The 18,612-nt window shown below is 44.1% G+C and carries 6 protein-coding genes; 5 read left to right on the top strand and 1 reads right to left on the bottom strand.

Going from position 1 to position 18,612, the window contains the following annotated elements:
* The first annotated feature begins 881 nt into the window (after window positions 1-881).
* The 4 genes from G3T18_RS21750 to G3T18_RS21735 all read left to right on the top strand — a co-directional run bounded on the left by G3T18_RS21750 (window position 882) and on the right by G3T18_RS21735 (window position 16,271).
* Entirely contained in the window at window positions 882-1,364 is a 483-nt protein-coding gene (locus G3T18_RS21750) for a hypothetical protein (protein ID WP_224412695.1), read from the top strand.
* A 33-nt stretch (window positions 1,365-1,397) separates the two neighbouring features.
* Window positions 1,398-1,802 carry a VanZ family protein gene (locus G3T18_RS21745; RefSeq protein WP_224412694.1) on the top strand — a complete coding sequence of 135 codons (405 nt, stop codon included), beginning with the start codon at window positions 1,398-1,400 and terminating at the stop codon, window positions 1,800-1,802.
* A 323-nt stretch (window positions 1,803-2,125) separates the two neighbouring features.
* The gene (locus G3T18_RS21740) at window positions 2,126-3,337 is read left to right on the top strand and encodes a pentapeptide repeat-containing protein (protein ID WP_224412693.1); all 1,212 of its coding nucleotides are present in this window, start codon (window positions 2,126-2,128) and stop codon (window positions 3,335-3,337) included.
* A 631-nt stretch (window positions 3,338-3,968) separates the two neighbouring features.
* The gene (locus G3T18_RS21735; protein WP_224412692.1) at window positions 3,969-16,271 is read left to right on the top strand and encodes a Calx-beta domain-containing protein; all 12,303 of its coding nucleotides are present in this window, start codon (window positions 3,969-3,971) and stop codon (window positions 16,269-16,271) included.
* 79 nt (window positions 16,272-16,350) lie between these two features.
* On the opposite strand, the gene G3T18_RS21730 is transcribed toward G3T18_RS21735, so the two are convergent.
* Entirely contained in the window at window positions 16,351-16,632 is a 282-nt protein-coding gene (locus G3T18_RS21730; protein WP_224412691.1) for a hypothetical protein, read from the bottom strand.
* Between G3T18_RS21730 and pyk the strand changes: the two genes are divergently transcribed.
* A complete protein-coding gene (pyk, locus tag G3T18_RS21725; protein ID WP_224412690.1) occupies window positions 16,568-18,355 on the top strand; it encodes a pyruvate kinase in 1,788 nt (595 codons plus the stop codon). The genes G3T18_RS21730 and pyk overlap by 65 nt on opposite strands.
* Window positions 18,356-18,612 lie beyond the last annotated feature (257 nt).

Raw genomic sequence — 18,612 nt, 5'->3', positions numbered from 1 at the left:
TGCTGTGGATGTTTATAACTCCGCTTGAAGCAAAACCTAAGTTTCTACCCTTCATAGTCAGCATTGTAGCACTTTTCTAGATTAACCTAGATTTACAAACACTATTCGAGTACCTTCTACAAACTGATTAATTTACGCTTGGTTTGTCATCAAAGTTTTTCTCACTACTAATTAAGAGGATTATTCTCAGTTTTTCATCAAAGCTTTCTCATTCTCATAGATTTCATTTTTCCCTCCTAACTGCGAAAATTAATCTCAGCTTGTCATCGAATCTTTCTCGCTTTTTCTAGGGAATTAAAATTTTCACTTCTCTAGTAATAGGAGACAATTCCCCCAAATATTTAACTGTCTAGTCTAGAGTCGCTGTCGGCAAAGTCTCTACAAATTTTCCTGATGAATTTTTCTCAAAGCTTTCTCATTCTCATAGATTTCATTCTTCCCTCTTAACTGCGAAAATTAATCTCAGCTTGTCATCGAATCTTTCTCGCTTTTTCTAGGGAATTAAAATTTTCACTTCTCTAGTAATAGGAGACAATTCCCCCAAATATTTAACTGTCTAGTCTAGAGTCGCTGTCGGCAAAGTCTCTACAAATTTTCCTGATGAATTTTTCTCAAAGCTTTCTCATTCTCATAGATTTCATTCTTCCCTCCTAACTGCGAAAATTAATCTCAGCTTGTCATCGAATCTTTCTCGCTTTTTCTAGAGAACTTTAGTTCTCACTACCAACTAATTAAATTACTTCCAGTTCTTAGTCACCCCCTTATCACCTTGGCTGGAGAGAAAAATTAAACTAAAATATTCACGATAAACTTATAATATAAATCTGGTAGCGATCGCGTGTTACTCTCTAGCAAAAATAACCCTAGGAGGAGCTATCCTGATGGAAGTTATCATCATTATCGCCTTTATCATTGGTGTTGGGATCGGTTTTGGCATCACTTACTGGTTATTGCAACAAAGAATTGAAGAACAACAACGGGACTATTCTCAACAAACTGTGAAAACTGTTTCCGAACTAGAAAAAGCTTATGAGTCGCGGATGCGAGAAACTCTTGAATCTCTCCAAACAGCTTACCAAGTTAATTCCTCTGTTTCTCCGGAAAAACTGCAAGCACAATATCAGGAAATATTGCAAGATAGTCTCACTTCTCTCGAACAAGCTTGTCAAAATCAATTAACTGAAAATAACCAACAGCTACAAGTAGCAATTCAGTCTTTACAAACTACTTATGAAACTCAGTTAAGCCAAATTACTGCACAACTCAAGCAACAACAAGAATCTTTCTTGGCTGAAATTCGTCAACAATTACCAAATACTGAACCACCTACCCCAATTCAGGAATTATCATCAAGCAATGAGTAGTCACAGAGAGACATTTATTTACCCTTTTTCTCGATGAAACAGCACAATAGCAAATTAGTTAATGACAACTGGACTTACCGCAAGGTCGGCGTAGCCATCGCCTCTTTTATCTATGGTATGATTCTGCTTTCAATCTTTGTCGCTGCTTATACAGGAAATCTTCCCGCCCAGCTTAATGATATCCCCTATCACGATACCCTCGGACATTTGATTCTCTACGGAATTGCTACCTATCTCGGTCAATGCTTGCTTCAACATCGACACAAAATTATTTTTGGTTGTAAAATACCTCTATGGCCTTTAATGTTTGGGATTTTTACCGTGGTGGAAGAGTTCGTTCAGTCATTCTCTCCCAATCGGACTTTTAGTTGGCTCGATTTGACTGCTAGTCTAGTTGGTATCCTTTGCGGTTATTGGTTAGCTAAACAATCTCGCTGAAAATTTCTTTCCCCAAGACTTACAACTCCACTTGGCTGTCATTATGAAAATTTTTTACCGCACAACTAAATTTTTTTTTGGGGGACTAGACAAAAAAGCGATTTTCTGATATTTTTTAAATAGAGTTCTTTATAATGGGAATATCTGCCGTTATCAATCAACGCAACCACTCCATTATATAAATAATATATGTCAAGATTAAAAAAAAGTCAACTACCAAAAACTCACCCCCCGCGAACACAAACCGCAGCCTCTAAAATCGCAAACCAAGCCATAAAACCAAACAACTATTTGCCCCAATTTGTGTCAATCTGCGATCGAAAATGAAACACAAACTTGTAATTACTACCTGTGTAACAACTCTCTTTCTCGCCCTACCTGCAACAGCAGCGAAACAATCAGATGTAGAAAGACTGTTATCAACCAATTCTTGCTACCGTTGCGACTTACGGAATGCCGAACTAAGTAATCTTGATTTAAGCGGTGCAAATCTTCGTTTAGCCAAACTAGATAGTGCGAATTTGAGTGAAACAAACTTAGTCGGGGCTGACTTAAGTTTTGCGGAATTACGCGGAGCAAACTTATCTTTTGCTAACTTGGAAAAAGCAAATTTCAGAGAAGCAAAATTAAATAGACAAGGAGAAAAAGCCACTGATTTATCAAGGGCAAATTTAAAGAAGGCTAATTTATTTGCCGCAGATTTAACAGGAGTTTTATTGAATCAAGCTAATCTGAATGAAGCTAATTTTAGTTATGCTAATTTAGCAACGGCGGATTTAGTGAAAGTTAAAGCAAATAACGCTAATTTTGCGGCAACCAACTTAAGTGAAGCGAATTTGCAACAAGCAAGTTTAAAAGTGGCTAGTTTAAATAATGCCGATCTTTCCGAAGCAAAATTGCATCGGGTAGCTTTAGATTATGCTAATTTAGCAGGGGCTAATTTGCGCGAAACTGATTTAAGCCAAGCAGTTTTAATTGATGCTAATTTAACTGAAGCCAAGTTAGAAAATGCCAATTTAAGTGAAGCAATTTTAGCAACAGCCAGCTTAAATGGAGTTGATTTAAATAATGCCGATTTAAGTAAGGCGAATTTGAAGAATGCTAGTTTAAATCGAGCTAATTTAGTAAGTGCTAATTTGAGCGAAGCCGATTTAACCAACGCCAAAGCCAATCTTGCCAACTTCAGTAATGCTAATCTGACAGGTACGATCCTTAAATACGCCTATCTGCACCGAGCAATCTTTACCAATGCTAACCTCAACGGTGCATTTTTGTCTGGGGCGAATTTACGGGAAGCAAATCTTAACAATGCTGGCTTATTTGGTGCTAACTTAGACAGCGCTAACTTAGTTAATGCCCAATTTGTCGGCGCGAATCTAACTTATACTAACTTGTTTAACTCAGATTTGCGGGGCGCGAACTTGGAGCGAGCTAACTTCAGTCATGCTAACTTGAATCAAGCTAATTTGATAGGTGCAGCTTTAGCTAATGCTAATCTTACCGAGGCTCAACTGAGTGAAGCCAATTATAAATAGTTAGCCAGTGATTCAAATCACTCTCTGATAGTTTAACTCGGTTAAAATCGAGTGCTATTTTGCTGTAGTCAGGATTTAGTCGTTTCGAGGAAATTTCGCTAATAACCGAGGGTTTCTCAGGCTTGGCTGTCTTCTATCTAAGTAAAAACCCTTAGAGGTAAATAACGAGGGCAAAAGCTTGACAAGAATGTAGTATAAGATTACTCATTGCTCTCCTGAAAGGAAAAGAAAACAGAAATTTCCGAAATTTTCCTGGGAGAAAGTGATGATAACACACATAAATAGGGCATAATGTTCCCAGGTTTATCTTCGGATAAGCAAACTTTACATTTAGTTAACTACCGTTGCTATTTGGCGTAAGTGTTTTCTCCTTTGAGACAACCATTGTCAAATCCCTCACACAAACAAAGTTACAAAGGAATATTTTGCTGGCAAGTGCTACCGAAGGCGCATTGACAAAGCCTAACAGGAGGTTAAAATTGAAACCGACTAAACTTGCTGTGTACTTAACCTCACCATCGCGACTCTTTTCCTGCCAAGGGAGTTACGATGGGTAAATTGGTATTGACGCTGTGCTAGTTACCAAGCCCTATTTGCGATCGCAGTAGAAACTTCAGGGAGAGCGACAGTGATGAAAAATTCAACTATTAACGTCAAACATAACGGTAGGAATCGCTCTTCCTGCGTTAGAAAACCTCATCTGGTAAGCTTTATGATTACTTTACTCTCGCAACAGCAAAATTATTCTCCAACAGGTAAGATTACGCAAAATTCACCTAGGGCTTTACCTCAACTTTACAAAAGTTGGGACTTAAATCCGGAAAGACAAAATTGCCAACTCGGTACAGGAATGCTGGTAGTAATTGATACCAGGGTAGAAAATTATCACTTACTCCTGGCTGGAGTACATAGTGGTGCGAAAGTCTTGTTACTGGATGAATCTCATGACGGGATTCAGCAAATTACTGAAGCATTAAAAGGGGAATTTGTCAAGAGTTTACACATAATTAGTCATGGTTTTCCAGGCAGTATCCAGCTAGGTAACAGTCATTTAAGTAGAGAAAACTTAGCCAACTACGCCTTAGAAATAAAAAGTTGGGGCAAAAATCTCGCAGGTGCGCCCTTACTAATCTATGGTTGTAACGTAGCTGAAACAGAGAAAGGTAGAGCTTTTATTGACCAGTTGAGTCAGCTAACGAGTAGTCAAGTAGCTGCAACAAGTACACCTACCGGGAATAGGGAAAAAGGAGGTAATTGGAACCTAGAATTTACTACCGGGAAAATAGAATCATCTCTGGCATTTACACCAGAAGTAATTGCAACCTATGAAGGAATTTTAGCTACTTTTAATGCTGCTACGGTAGCGGAGCTAATTACTGCTATTCAACAAGCAAACGCTAACTCAGAAGCAGACACAATTAACTTAACCGGAACTACCTATAACCTAACAGCACCATTTGCAGGAAATCCTAACGGACCAAATGGCTTTGCTTTAGGTGCAACTGGACTACCATTTATAACCAGTCCCATTACTATTAATGGTAATGGCGCAACTATTCAAAGATCGCCATCAGCAACAGACCCATTTCGCATTTTCTACATCGCAGGACCAAATCCTCAAGGTGGTGACGTTCCGGCAAATCCTTCGGGAAACGGCAACCTCACGCTTAATAACGTAATTCTTCAGAACGGACTAGCCGGACCAGACGAACCAGGTACAGCCGGAGATGGTGCGGCAATCAACAACAACAATGGCATCTTGACAGTCAACGATAGCTTAATTACCGGAAACGAAGCAACTGATGACGGAGGAGCCATTCACACTTTTGCCGACGGTACAACCACAATTAGGAACACCACCTTTAGTAATAACACTGCTGCCGATCAAGGAGGTGCTATTGCTAACAAACAAGACTCTAACACAACAATTATCGGTAGTACGTTTACAGACAATGATGCTGCTACAGGTGGCGGTATCTTTGACGAAGGTGGCGACCCAGATACTGGTAGCATCGTTTTAATCAGTGATACCGAATTTACAAATAATACACCCGACGATACCAATTTTGATATAACTATGGCTCCGATAGTAACGATTACGGATAGTAGCAACGCTTTTGAAGGTGGCATCACCAACGGTACATTTGTTATTAGTCTGAATGAACCAGCCCCAGACTTAGGACTAGCAGTTCAAGCTGACTTTGGCGGAACAGCAGAAAGACGTGCCGGGAGTAACTTAAATGACTTCAACTTTGCCGGGGGTGCAGGTATTACCGGACAAATTACCAATGTTGATAGTAATACGATAATATTTACCATTGCACCAGGAGAAACCACAGCAACTCTAGTTGTCAGAACATTTGAGGACGACGATCTCGAATCAGAAACCCTTTTCCTAGATATACAAGAGGACAGTCAAGGTAATGATTACACTGTAGGGACTCCAGACACAGCAACAATATCAATCATCGACAATGATGCTCCTGGAGTCATCATCGAGCAAGACGACGATATCACCCCAGGAATCACTGTCGTAGCTGAAGGTGGCACTACCAATGATAGCTACACAGTCAGACTGAGCACTGCTCCAACTGCTCCAGTTACAGTAACAGTCAGTCCCAGCAACGATGAAATTACACTTAACGGTGCAGAAGCAGGCGAAGCGATCGTCCTAACTTTCACTGATACTACTGCACAAACTGTATTTGTCGATGCAGTTGACGATGAGGATGTTGAAGGAGCGCAAAAAACACTCATTACCCACACGGCTAGCGCTCCTTTCAACGATTTAATCGTTGTCGATGGGGAAGTAACCAACACCGTTACGGCTACAGTCATCGACAACGATATCGCCGAACAATTTAGCGTCAACGTCGGTACTATTGTTGATGCCCAAGAAGAGGGTCAGATTCCGGGAAGTTTCCAGATTACCCTAGACAACCCGGCTCCTCCTCCCGATGGCTTAACAATAAGATTTAACATTGGTGGTGATGCTATTGACCCCGACGACTATACCTTGAGTGCTGGTGAAGGGATCGTCAACTTCAACCAAGGTGAAGGAACTTTAACTATTGCTCCCGGTGCGACATCAGGAACAATTACCGTTACACCTGTAAACGATGCCAACTTTGAAGTTGACGAAGGTGTAGAACTTACTCTCTTACCAGACGACGAAAACACTCAACCTGATTTCACCTACTCTTTGGGAAATACTCCTAGTGGAGTCGTAAATATCATCGACAGTCTCAGCCCAGTTGTCGAATTTGCCAATAACGACCTAGGTGATGTCACAGAAGGAAATACACTTGCTGTCACGATTAACAGAACGAGCGGAACAGATCAAGCTGACGCGGTAGTTGAGGTTGGTGTTAGTGGTGAAAACACCGATGATGTTGACTTTCCCACTACCGTTACTATTCCCGCAGGGCAAACTAGCACTACATTCACTGTTACTGCTGTTAATGACGACATTGCTGAAGCGACAGAGGATATTACCTTTACCCTCGCTGGTCAACAAGGTACAAGCGCCCAAGACAGTGCTACCTTAACCGTTCTTGATGATGAAGCAGCAGCAGTCGAGTTTTCCCTAGGTACTTTCCAAGACATTGAAGCTGACACAACTTCTAACGTAGTTACGATAACCCGCTTAGGCGATCTTCAAGGTTCTGGTACAGTCAGGGTAAGTATTACCGGGGGGACAGCAATAGCGGGAACTGACTACACTGCACCAGCGCAAAATAGGTTTGATATTACCTTTGCGGCAGGTCAATCGGTTGCAACAGTTCCTGTTGAATTGTTGAACGATACCGTCCTTGATGGCACAAAAACTATCAACTTTAATCTCAATAGCCTCGATTTTGCTCTTGGCGACCAAACAAATTCTACTCTCAACATTCTTGATGACGAAGGAAATGCGGCTGTAGAGTTTGCTGACGTTAATTTCCCAGTTGATGAAAACTTAGGTCCAGCTACAGTTACTCTCGTCCGTAATGGTGGTTTCGGTCAACAAACGACAGTAACGGTAAGTGTTACTGGCGGAAGTGCTGAAGCAGGAGCAGATTATACTTCTGTCTTTCCGGTTGACGTTATTTTTAACTCTGGTGAAAGCAGCAAAACAATTACAGTTCCCATCATTGACGATAACGTTTCCGAGGGAACGGAAACAATTAACTTAGCACTTGGTGGACTACCGAACGATCTTGGAGTTCAAACCAGTGCCAGTATTACAATTATCGACGACGATCCCGGAGCGATCGGCTTTATCGAACCTGAGCTAGGGGAAGAACCATTTCCTGGTGCCGATCTCTACCGGATCAGGGAAAATGGGCAACCGATTAATGGTACCGAAGGCGTAGTTTTATTCCGTACTGGCGACATTAGTGAAGAAGCTACTGTTTCAGTAGGAATTTTGAACGACCAACTACCAGCAAGCCCAGAACTGGCAGAACAAGGTAGTGATTTTACTAGTCAAGATCCTATCTCCGTAACCTTTGCAGCAGGTTCGTCCACAGCTTTAGTACCGATCGAAATTATCCAAGACGATATCCGCGAAGGAACAGAAATTGTTGTTTATAGCATCTTGGATGCAGGTGACGACGATGTGATTCCGGAGCAAGGTATAGCTACCTTAGAAATCATCGATGATGAAAACCCGGTAGTTAATTTTGCTTCAGTTAGCTTCGCGGTACTCGAAGATGACCTCGATGAAGGTCAGGTAGAAGAACCAAATGACCAAGACGATCTGCCAAAAGTTGTTACCGTAACCCTAACCCGTGAAGGAAACGTTATCGATTCTTCAGAAGTAGAAGTTAGCGTCATTGGAGGAACAGCAGAGCAAGGTTCAGACTATGAGATTGGTACTTCGCCAATTTCGGTTTCCTTTGCACCTAACGAAACAACGCAGACAATCTCTTTTACAGTTCTGCCAGATGACGAAATTGAAGAAAATGAAACGATCGCCTTTACGATTAATCGCTTCTTAGGGAATGCTTCTCCTGGCGATATTAGTAGTTCTACCTTCGTAATCCTCGATGACGAACAACCGCAAGTTAGTTTCTTAGAACAAGACTTTGAAGTCAGCGAAGGTGCAGCCGCAGCCCAGTTAATCCTGCAACGCTTCGGTAACTACAACAACCCGACTACAGTTCAAGTTAGCGTCATTGGCGGTACAGCAAACGCACCTGATGGAGAACTCGACTTCTTAGATTTATCGCCAATTCAAGTTACCTTCGCTGCTGGTGCAGAAACTGCTAGTGTGATCGTACCGATTATTGATGACGAGATTGTCGAAATTCCTGACGAAACAGTCGAGTTTACCATTCTTCCGGTTGACAATGCGACGGTCATCGACAACGCAACAGCAACCCTGACTATTCTCGATAATGAAGGCGAAGTACCTCAAGTTCGTTTCCAAGAAGACGTATTTATCATCAATGAAGATGGTACTGGTTCGCGAGTTATTACCTTAGTACGGGAAGGTGAAGACCTCAATGAAACCTCCTTTGTAGAACTAAGTCTCACTGAGGGAGGGGACAACCCAGCGACTCCGGGAGTAGATTTTGATAATAACGTCTTCCCTCGGATTATCTTATTTGCAGCAAATGCGACCGCAACCACGCAAACAGTTCAAGTAACAATTCCCATCTTCCAAGATGACCTGGATAACGAAGGTACAGAAACGATTATTGCTACCTTAGAAGCTTTGTCTAATGCGGCTGTAGCTGAGGGAGAAGAAACTGCGACAATTAACATCTTGGATGATATCGAAGCCCCAGATGTGGAGTTCTCCCAAGCTGTTTACCAAGTAGTCGAAGGTGACGAAGAAGATTTTGTAGATTCGGTTGTAGTAACTCTCACACGAGACGGCGCGAATACCGATATCCCCAGTGTTGTCAACGTCAGCCTTACAGGTGGAACGGCTACCCCAGGTGATGACTTTGACGATACTAATTTCCTACCTTCGGGACTGCAAGTAAGCTTTGCAGCAGGAGAAACAAGTGCCACGGTTACAGTACCAATCTTCGGGGATTTGGATCTAGATGATGCAGCGATCGAAGATATTACCTTCCAAGTATCGCCTGTCCAAAACGCGAGTATCGGTGAATTAGCAACCTCAACACTGCAAATCATTGACAACGAAGCAGAACCGATTATTCAGTTCTCTCAAGTTGACTACCAAGTTAACGAAAGTGGCAGCGATGCGGTAATTACCGTTGAGCGTCTCGGCGATACTACAGCCGAATCCACTGTGGAAGTTAGCATCGGCGGCGGAGATGCAACACCAGGTGACGATTTCGACGATACTAACTTCCCAGTGACGGTTAGCTTTGCAGTCGGAGAAACCAGTCAGACAATTACGATTCCCATTGTCAACGACGCACTAGAAGAATCCACAGAAACCGTCGAATTCCAATTAGGTACACTTACCAACGGTCAACTGAATTCAGAACTAGATAACGCTACCTTGTCGATCCTCGACGATGATAGCTTCTCCACCGTTCAATTCAGTGTCACAGCCGGAACTGTAGCTGAAGCTGAAGGAGGAACCGTTGCAACCCTCAGTGTCATCCGCGACGATGCTAACCTCGGTGCAGGTGCAGAAGTACAAGTAGGTATTGTTGAAGGTAGCGAAGCCGAACCAGGTGTAGATTTCGACGATAGCGCCTTCCCAGTTACGGTTAGCTTTGCACCAGGAGAAACCATCAGTGCGCCAGTGACATTCCAGGTACTAGATGACGAGATCGTCGAAGGACCGGAAACCGTAGCCTTCCAGCTAATTAACGTTGGCGAGAATACAGTAATTGGTGAAAACGATTTCTTCACGCTGACGATTCAAGACGACGAAGATGCACCAACCCCAACAATTCAATTCGATCGCGACAGCTATCAAGTATTTGAAGATGGACGTCCAATTGGTGCAGCGATTACCCTGACACGCAGTAACGCCAATGAATTCTCCGCCGTTCAAGTCAATGTTAATGGCATTACGGCTGTAGCAGGACAAGATTTCTCCAACACTAACTTCCCCCTCACAGTAGGATTTGAGGTGGGACAAACCACAGCAACGTTCACAGTCCCGATTATCGACGATGATGTTGAGGAAGATCCGGAATTAATTGGGCTAACGATCGCTCCTGTATTCAATGCTGAGATCGGGGTTCAAGATGCAGCTACCCTGGAAATTATTGACAACGAAGGTGAAGCTGCCCTTTCCACGATCGAATTCGCCCAAGAAGATCCCTTCCAAGTAGGTGAAGATGGCACAATTCCAGAAGGTAGCCAGTTAGTCACCCTCATTCGCACAGGTAACACTAACTTTGGTGCAACAGTAGATTTGAGTATCGTCGGCGGTACAGCCACAGGTGGTCCGACGAATGTTAGCGAAACCGATTACAATAACAGTGACTTCCCGCTAACTATCTTCTTTAACCCAGGAGAGACAATCACCACGGTAACAGTACCAGTTTTTGAAGATGCTCGCTTTGAGCCAACGGAAACTGTGATCTTCCGACTGGGCAATCCAGGCGAAAATGCAGAAATTGGTGAAGTTAACCGCGCTACCCTGGAAATTCTGGACAATGACGCACCAATTGTTGAATTCCTCGACTCCAGCTTATTGCCCGACGCACCGCCGATTTACGAAGTTAACGAAGATGGTACGGGCGAAGTAATCTTCCTGCGACGTATTGGAGATGCGATCAACTTGACTCCATCCTCAGTGTTCGTCGAAGTGATTCCCGAAGGAACTACTGCTCAAGCAGGTCAAGATTACTCGACAAACTTGTTCCCGATTCGGGTAGACTTTGCCGCCGGAGAAGCGATTCAACAAGTTAATCTGCCTTTGATTAACGATGAATTCGGCGAACCAAACGAAGAAATTCGCTTACGGATTACTCCCGCAAACAATGCGACGACTCGTGTGGTAGAAGGACAAGATGACACAGCTACTGTAATTATTGCTGACGACGATCCAGCAACCGTACAGTTTGCTCAACCAATCTACCGACTCAGCGAAGAACAAGTTGTCTCTGTGGGAGAGGAAACTGAAATTACCCTCACCAGGTTTGGTGCTGATGTTGACGAAGTGACTTCGGTAGTGCAAATCAGTATTACTGGAGGTACAGCACGTCTTGAGGATAACGATTTCACCACCGAACCGCCGATTTTCGTCACGTTTGCTCCCGGAGAAACTAGCCAAACCATTGACCTGGGTATTGTCAATGACGAGGAAGACGAAGGGATCGAAAATCTCACCCTGGAACTGTTCAGCGAAGAAACCCAGATCGGACCGACTAATGACGCAACTGTTCTGATCTACGACACGAACGAACGGCGGATCGCCTTTGCTGAACCAGTTTACGAAATTAATGAGGATGGAAGTTTAGCCGGAGGACAAGTAACGATAACTCGGACAGGTTTCCCGGGTGTAGAGGATGTTGTCCAGGTAGTAATTAACGGCGGTACAGCAACCGGAGGAACTTTAGATCCTTTTGGAGATCCGGTAGAAGGTGCAGATTTTAACAACACTCCCTTCCCCATCTCGCTAACATTTGCTCCCGGAGAAACTAGCAAAACAGTTTCAATTCAAGCGTTTGAGGACGAACTATCCGAAGGTCCAGAAACAATTCTCTTAGGACTAGAAGGTAATGCTGAGATTATCGACGAACAAGCAGATTCGGCAACAGTTCGCTTACTGGATAACGATCCGCCGACAGTAACTTTCTCTCAAGTAAATTTAGGTGACTTCCAAGAAGGTGTTGGTTCTTTCGTCGTTAGCGTGACTCGCGAAGGCGACTTAAGCGAGACTTCGACAGTAAATATCGAAGTATCTGGAGAAGCAGAATTAGGTACTGACTTCACTCTGAATACAACTCCACTTTCAGTTACTTTTGCTGAAGAGGAAGCTACCCAAGTCTTCACAGTTAATGTCATTGACGATCCAAATTCGGAGCCAGCCGAAGATATCATCTTCAATATTGTCGATGGTACGAATGTTGTGGTTGGAGAAGAAAGTAGCGCTACCGCGACAATTATTGATAACGATCCTTCCGCAGTCCGCTTTGGTGATGTTACTTTCTCGGTGACAGAAGAAGGTGTACCTCTCGAAGGCAGTACCTTAGTGACAATCGAACGGATTGGTCAAACAAATACGGAAGTTGTCGCGCAAGTTAGTTTGGTTGGTGGAACGGCTACAGGTGGTGAAGGTGCAGACGAAGGGATTGACTTTGACAACCGCGATTTCCCGATTAACGTTACTTTTGAAGCCGGAGAAACAGTTCAAACGATTTCAATTCCTGTCTTTGTCGATGATGTAGCTGAATTAATCGAAACTGTCGAGTTACAAGTAGTACCAGTCGCGGGAGCAAACCTCGCTGAACCACAGTTTGCGACTTTGCAAATTGTTGATGACCAAACGCCGCAAATTGAGTTTACTTCAGCAACTTACACGCTGAATGAAAATGGTACTGCGGGTGAAGATAGCACGTTAGTTACCCTGACTCGCATTGGCAACCCGAATGAAGATTCGTTTGTCCAAATTAGTGTGGTTCCCGAAGGAACAACGGCTGCGGCTGGTACAGATTACACGGAAATCTTCCCGTTAACGGTGCGGTTTGCGCCAGGAGAAACCAGCAAAACAGTTGCGATTCCTCTGATTGACGATCGCGTCGCTGAAGATCCTGAAGCAATTGTGCTGCAACTCGATAACTTGCTTAATGGTGATGTCGTCGGAACTGAAATAGCGACGGTGACAGTGCTAGATGATGACGAAGGTGCAGCCCCAGCGATTCAGTTCGGACAAACAATCTACCGGGTAATTGAAGATGACCTCTCGGCAGTTGTTAGTTTAACTCGTGAAGGCAATATTGAGACAGCCTCTTCAGTTGAAGTCAGCATCACCGGTGGAACGGCAACCGCAGGCGAAGATTACGACGCAACTGGTTTCCCTCTCACAGCAGTGTTTGCGGCGGGTGAAACTGTTACTAGCATTACGGTTCCAATTGTCAATGACAGTCTCGAAGAAGGGACAGAAAGCGTTACCTTCGGCTTGATTAATGCAAATAACGCGATCGTTGGTGAAGAAGCTGCGGCGACGCTGCAAATTATCGATGATGAGAGCGATCCGATTATTCGTTTCTCGGAAACCTTTTATGAGGTTGAGGAAGGAGATGGCGCGATCGATGTTATTACTATTACTCGCGAAGGTAATACAGGTGTTGAATCAACCGTCCAAGTGAGTATTGCGGGTGGAGATGCGACACCGGGAACTGATTTTGACGATACTGGCTTCCCTGTAACCGTTAGCTTTGCGGCGGGTGAAACCAGCGCTCAAATTACGATCCCGATTACCCAAGATACAGAGATTGAAGGACCCGAAGACATTAATTTACAACTGGTTGAGGCTACAAATGGCGATATCGATCCCGAACAAAGTAGCGCTACTGTGCAAATTAATGACGATGAGGATGTGGGAGAACCGATCGTTCAATTCTCGCAACCTGTTTATCAAGTAGAAGAAGATGGAACAGTCGTTTCGGCGGTAACTCTGACTCGTAGTGGTGCAGATTTAAGTGACTTCTCCTTTGTGCAAGTGAGTATCACAGGTGGAGATGCGGAAGCAGGAGAAGATTACAGCGATGTGAACTTCCCGCTTACAGTCAGTTTCGCACCAGATCAAACCAGCCGCACGATTACAGTTCCAGTTTTGCAAGATAACTTAGTTGAGGAGACAGAAGAGATTACTTTCTCTGTCACCGATCTGTTTGGTGCAGCGATCGGTTCCCAAGACAGCGCTACTGTACAAATTCTCGATGATGATACGGGAACTCCGGCGATCGTCCAGTTCGCTCAAGCTAACTATACTGTTACTGAAGATGATGTGGTTTCGACAGTCGTTACTCTGGTTCGCAGTGGCGATGCGGAAACTCTCAATAATACTACCCAGGTAGAGGTTAGCTTGGCTGGGGGAACAGCAACACCAGGAACCGATTTCAATAATAGTTCGTTCCCACAAACTGTTACGTTTGCTGCTGGTCAAACTACTGCTTCTGTGACAGTACCAATTATTGATGATGAGCTAGTTGAAGACACCGAAACGGTAGCTTTCTCGGTTGCGGGAGTTAGTAATGCGACGATCGGCGCTCAAGATACGGCTACGCTGTCAATTCTTGATGACGACTCACAAGCAGGTGAACCAACGATTCAGTTCTCTCAAGCTAGCTATACCGTAGGTGAAGAAGATGGTACGGTCAACGTTGTTACCCTGACTCGTAGCGGTGGCGACCTAAATACAACTTCTTTAGTGTCAGTTAACGTGAGCAACGGAACTGCTGAGAGTGGTGAAGATTACAACGTTAACCCTAACCCGGTTCCCGTTCAATTTACTGCTGGTGAAACTATCAAAACAGTAACTTTGGATATTGTTGACGACAACGAAGTTGAAAATACTGAGACAGTTAACTTCTCGGTAACGGCGTTGAACAATGCTGACATTGGTACTCGCAGCAGTGCTACGTTGTTCGTTGAAGATAATGATGCAACTGGAGAGGAACCCACGATTGAGTTCTCTGCAAGCAGCTACTCGGTTAATGAAAATGCTGGTAACAGCCAAGTGGTCATCTTAACTCGCAGTGGTGGCGACCTCAATGAAGCTTCGACGGTACGGGTAAGCATTACGGGTGGAACTGCTACCGCAGGTGATGATTACACGGCGACAGGCTTCCCACAATCTGTAACCTTTGCGGCTGGTGAAACTAGTAAGACGCTGACAGTACCGATTATCGATGACAATATCGATGAGCCAGTGGAGACGGTTAACTTCTCTGTAACTGGAGTTGAAAATGCAGCGATCGGCGATCAGTCTACCGCTACGCTGTCAATCCAAGATAACGATCCGACTCAAACAGTGGAAATAACTGAAGATGAGGGTATCTTTACTATTGGTGGCGATCCGAGTGATAATGTTACGTTGCAATTCCTGCTGGAATCGAGTGAGGCTGCGAATGTTAACGAAGTGGGCGTGTTTGTAACTGATGAGAATGGCGCAATTAATGGCATTCAACCAGATGATGCTGGTTATCTCGAAGCTGCTCTCACTCAGTCGCAGGTACTCTTCTCGGCTTTGTCGAAGAATTCGCAAGTGAGTTTGACAGAACAGGAGCGCATTATTAGCGGCTTCAACGGTGCTCAGAATTTAGTCTTCTATTTAGTAGGAGATAGCACGACTGAAACTGTTCTCGAAGCTTTGTCAAGTGGTGAAACTCCTCCCAATGTCTTCTTTAGCTCGGTCTTTGGTGCAAACGAGTTTGAGCAGGCGGAGATTTCGAGCGTTCAAGGTGGTGGCTTTGAAATTTCTTTTGAAGACTTAGAAGGTGGTGGTAACACTGACGATGCTCCCTATGGCGATTTGGTCTTGACTGTGGAAACTAGCACTGAGGAACCACCAATCGGTACTCAATTAGATCCTGATACTTCGGATTTACCACGTTTCCAAGGTCGCAAGGAAATCTTTAATTTAACTGATTTTGCAGGTCAGCAAGTGCGGGCTGTATTTGATGTGGAAGAAGATTCTGGTTTTGAAAACCGAGGTGGCTTGTACATCGTTCAAGATGAAGAAGGAACTGTCCTTGATGCTTTTGGAAATGAAATTGCTCCTGGTGAAGAGGGTTACGCGGATGCAGCGCTAGCTCAAAGCCGAGTCCAGTTTGGCGAAAATGACATTGTATCGCTACTTGCAGGTGGCTTCTTGTACGCGCCATATATTTTGGCAGATGGCGATACAGATGCGGCTTACTTTGCCTTCCCAGAAGCGAATCCAGGTAATGTGGATCATGTTCGTATCCTCGGAGATAACCTGGTTGGTTTTGAAGATCAACAAGGCGGTGGAGATGAATCCTATGATGATTTGGTCTTTGGGGCTGATTTCTCTGTCGTCTAGTTAGTGAGATGTTCTCTCTATTGAAAGATGAGAATATAGCTTGACAAAATCAAGTAAATGTGTTATGAAACTCGTGTGGTCAATAAGCCGCACGGGTTTTTTTTGGGGAGGCAGGAGCCTGATGGGTGGCGTTCCCTGCCGAAGCCAAGAAGGGGAAATGTTCAATCCGCGATCGCCGGGTTTGCTCGCGTAAGATCGCCCCGGTTGTGTACGATGATAAAGTTAAGCTGACTGTATAGGCTTTGGCTTTGCTACCCAGACATAAATCTTCTTGCTCAAAAGTACCTTCAATTAATATGCGATCGCTAACTTTTCCTCGTCGAACTAAAATTGTTGCTACTGTAGGACCTGCAACCCTCAAACCAGAAATACTGCGCGACTTGATCCTTGCAGGGGCAACTACACTACGATTAAACTTTTCTCATGGAACTCATGAAGACCACCAGCGCAGTGTTCGTTTGATTCGTCAAACAGCATATTATTTAGACCGACCCGTGGGAATTCTCCAAGATTTACAAGGTCCAAAGATTCGCTTAGGTAAATACGAGCATGGCTCGATTTATCTGGAAAAAGGAGCAAAATATATTCTCACCAGTCGTCAGATACCTTGTACCCAAGAAATGGGTTATGTTAGTTACGATCGCCTCGCTGAAGAAGTTCCCGCAGGGGCGAAAATTCTCCTCGACGACGGCAAGGTTGAGATGCTCGTCCAGAAAGTAGACCGAGACAAACAAGAGTTACACTGTGAAGTTATTGTCGGTGGCACCCTTTCTAACAACAAAGGTGTAAATTTTCCCAATGTCTCCTTATCCATCCCCGCTTTAACCGCAAAAGACAGACGGGATTTAACCTTTGGTTTAGACCAAGGTGTAGATTGGGTCGCCCTTAGTTTTGTTTGTCAACCCCAAGATGTACTGGAAATTAAAGAACTAATTGCTAGTGCCGGAAAAGCCGTACCAGTAATCGCTAAAATCGAAAAGCACGAAGCGATCGAACAAATGGATGCGATTCTCTCTCTCTGCGATGGTGTCATGGTAGCTAGGGGAGATTTAGGGGTAGAGTTACCAGCCGAACAAGTGCCAATTTTGCAAAAGCGACTGATTGCAACAGCTAACCAACTCGGTATCCCTGTAATTACTGCTACCCAGATGTTAGATAGCATGGTCAATAATCCGCGACCAACTCGTGCCGAAGTTTCTGATGTGGCTAATGCGATTCTTGATGGTACTGATGCAGTCATGCTTTCCAACGAAACTGCTGTCGGTAAGTATCCAGTGGAAGCAGTGCGGACAATGGCGCAAATCGCTACTTGCATCGAACAGGAATTAGAAAGCCCTCAACTTAAATCTAACCCTACTAAATCCATTCCTAACGCCATCTCAGCCGCAGTCAGTCATATTGCTCAACAATTAGAAGCATCAGCAATCATGACTTTGACGAAAACGGGCGCAACTGCTCGTAATGTTTCTAAGTTTCGTCCTCGTAACCCAATTTTAGCTGTTACTCCCCACGTTGATGTAGCGAGACAACTGCAACTGGTTTGGGGAGTTAAACCTCTCCTCGTATTAGATTTGCCTAGTACGGGTCAAACTTTCCAAGCTGCGATTAATGTCGCCCAAGAAAAAGATTTAGTTGCCGAAGGCGATTTAGTTGTTATGACCGCAGGTACTCTGCAAGGAGTCGCAGGTTCCACCGATCTAATTAAAGTAGAAGTAGTTACCGCCGTGCTTGGTAAAGGTATTGGTATCGGTCAAACGATCGTTAGCGGTCGTGCTAGGGTGGTTTACAATGCCTCGGAAATTGGCAATTTCAGCCACGGCGAAATTTTAGTTGCTCCTTCTACAGATGCAGCTTATGTTGATGTTATCCGCAAAGCGGCTGGTATTATTACCGAAGAAGATAGTTTAACTAGCCATGCGGCTGTCATTGGTTTGCGTCTGGGGCTTCCAGTAATTGTGGGTTTCAACAATGCTACTAATATTATTCGCGAAGGTTCAATTGTGACTATTGATGCTCAACGGGGTATGGTTTTTTCAGGAACAATGAGTAAAACTCCCGCAGTGAGTGCGCCAGCCCTTCCTTAATTTTGGGGATTGGGGATTGGGGATTGGGGATTGGGGATTGGGAATAATGACAAACTATTAACTGGTATAGCACTATGCTCTGAGATTAGGTAGATGAGAGCGATCGCTTTAGCTTGCACGATCGCTCTTAAAACGTCCTAACTGTAACTGGTAGTGCGATCGCATTTTAGCTGACCCGCCAATTCATCTCACACCAAATTAAAATTATGGTGTGAGGCTTCTTGGCGGTAAATTAATGGGGTTCAATGCCCCATTAA

It is taken from the genome of Oscillatoria salina IIICB1, from assembly GCF_020144665.1.
In the GTDB taxonomy this organism is placed as follows: domain Bacteria; phylum Cyanobacteriota; class Cyanobacteriia; order Cyanobacteriales; family SIO1D9; genus IIICB1.
Note: the sequence above shows the minus strand (reverse complement) of the source record. Positions and strands in the feature narration are given on the sequence as shown.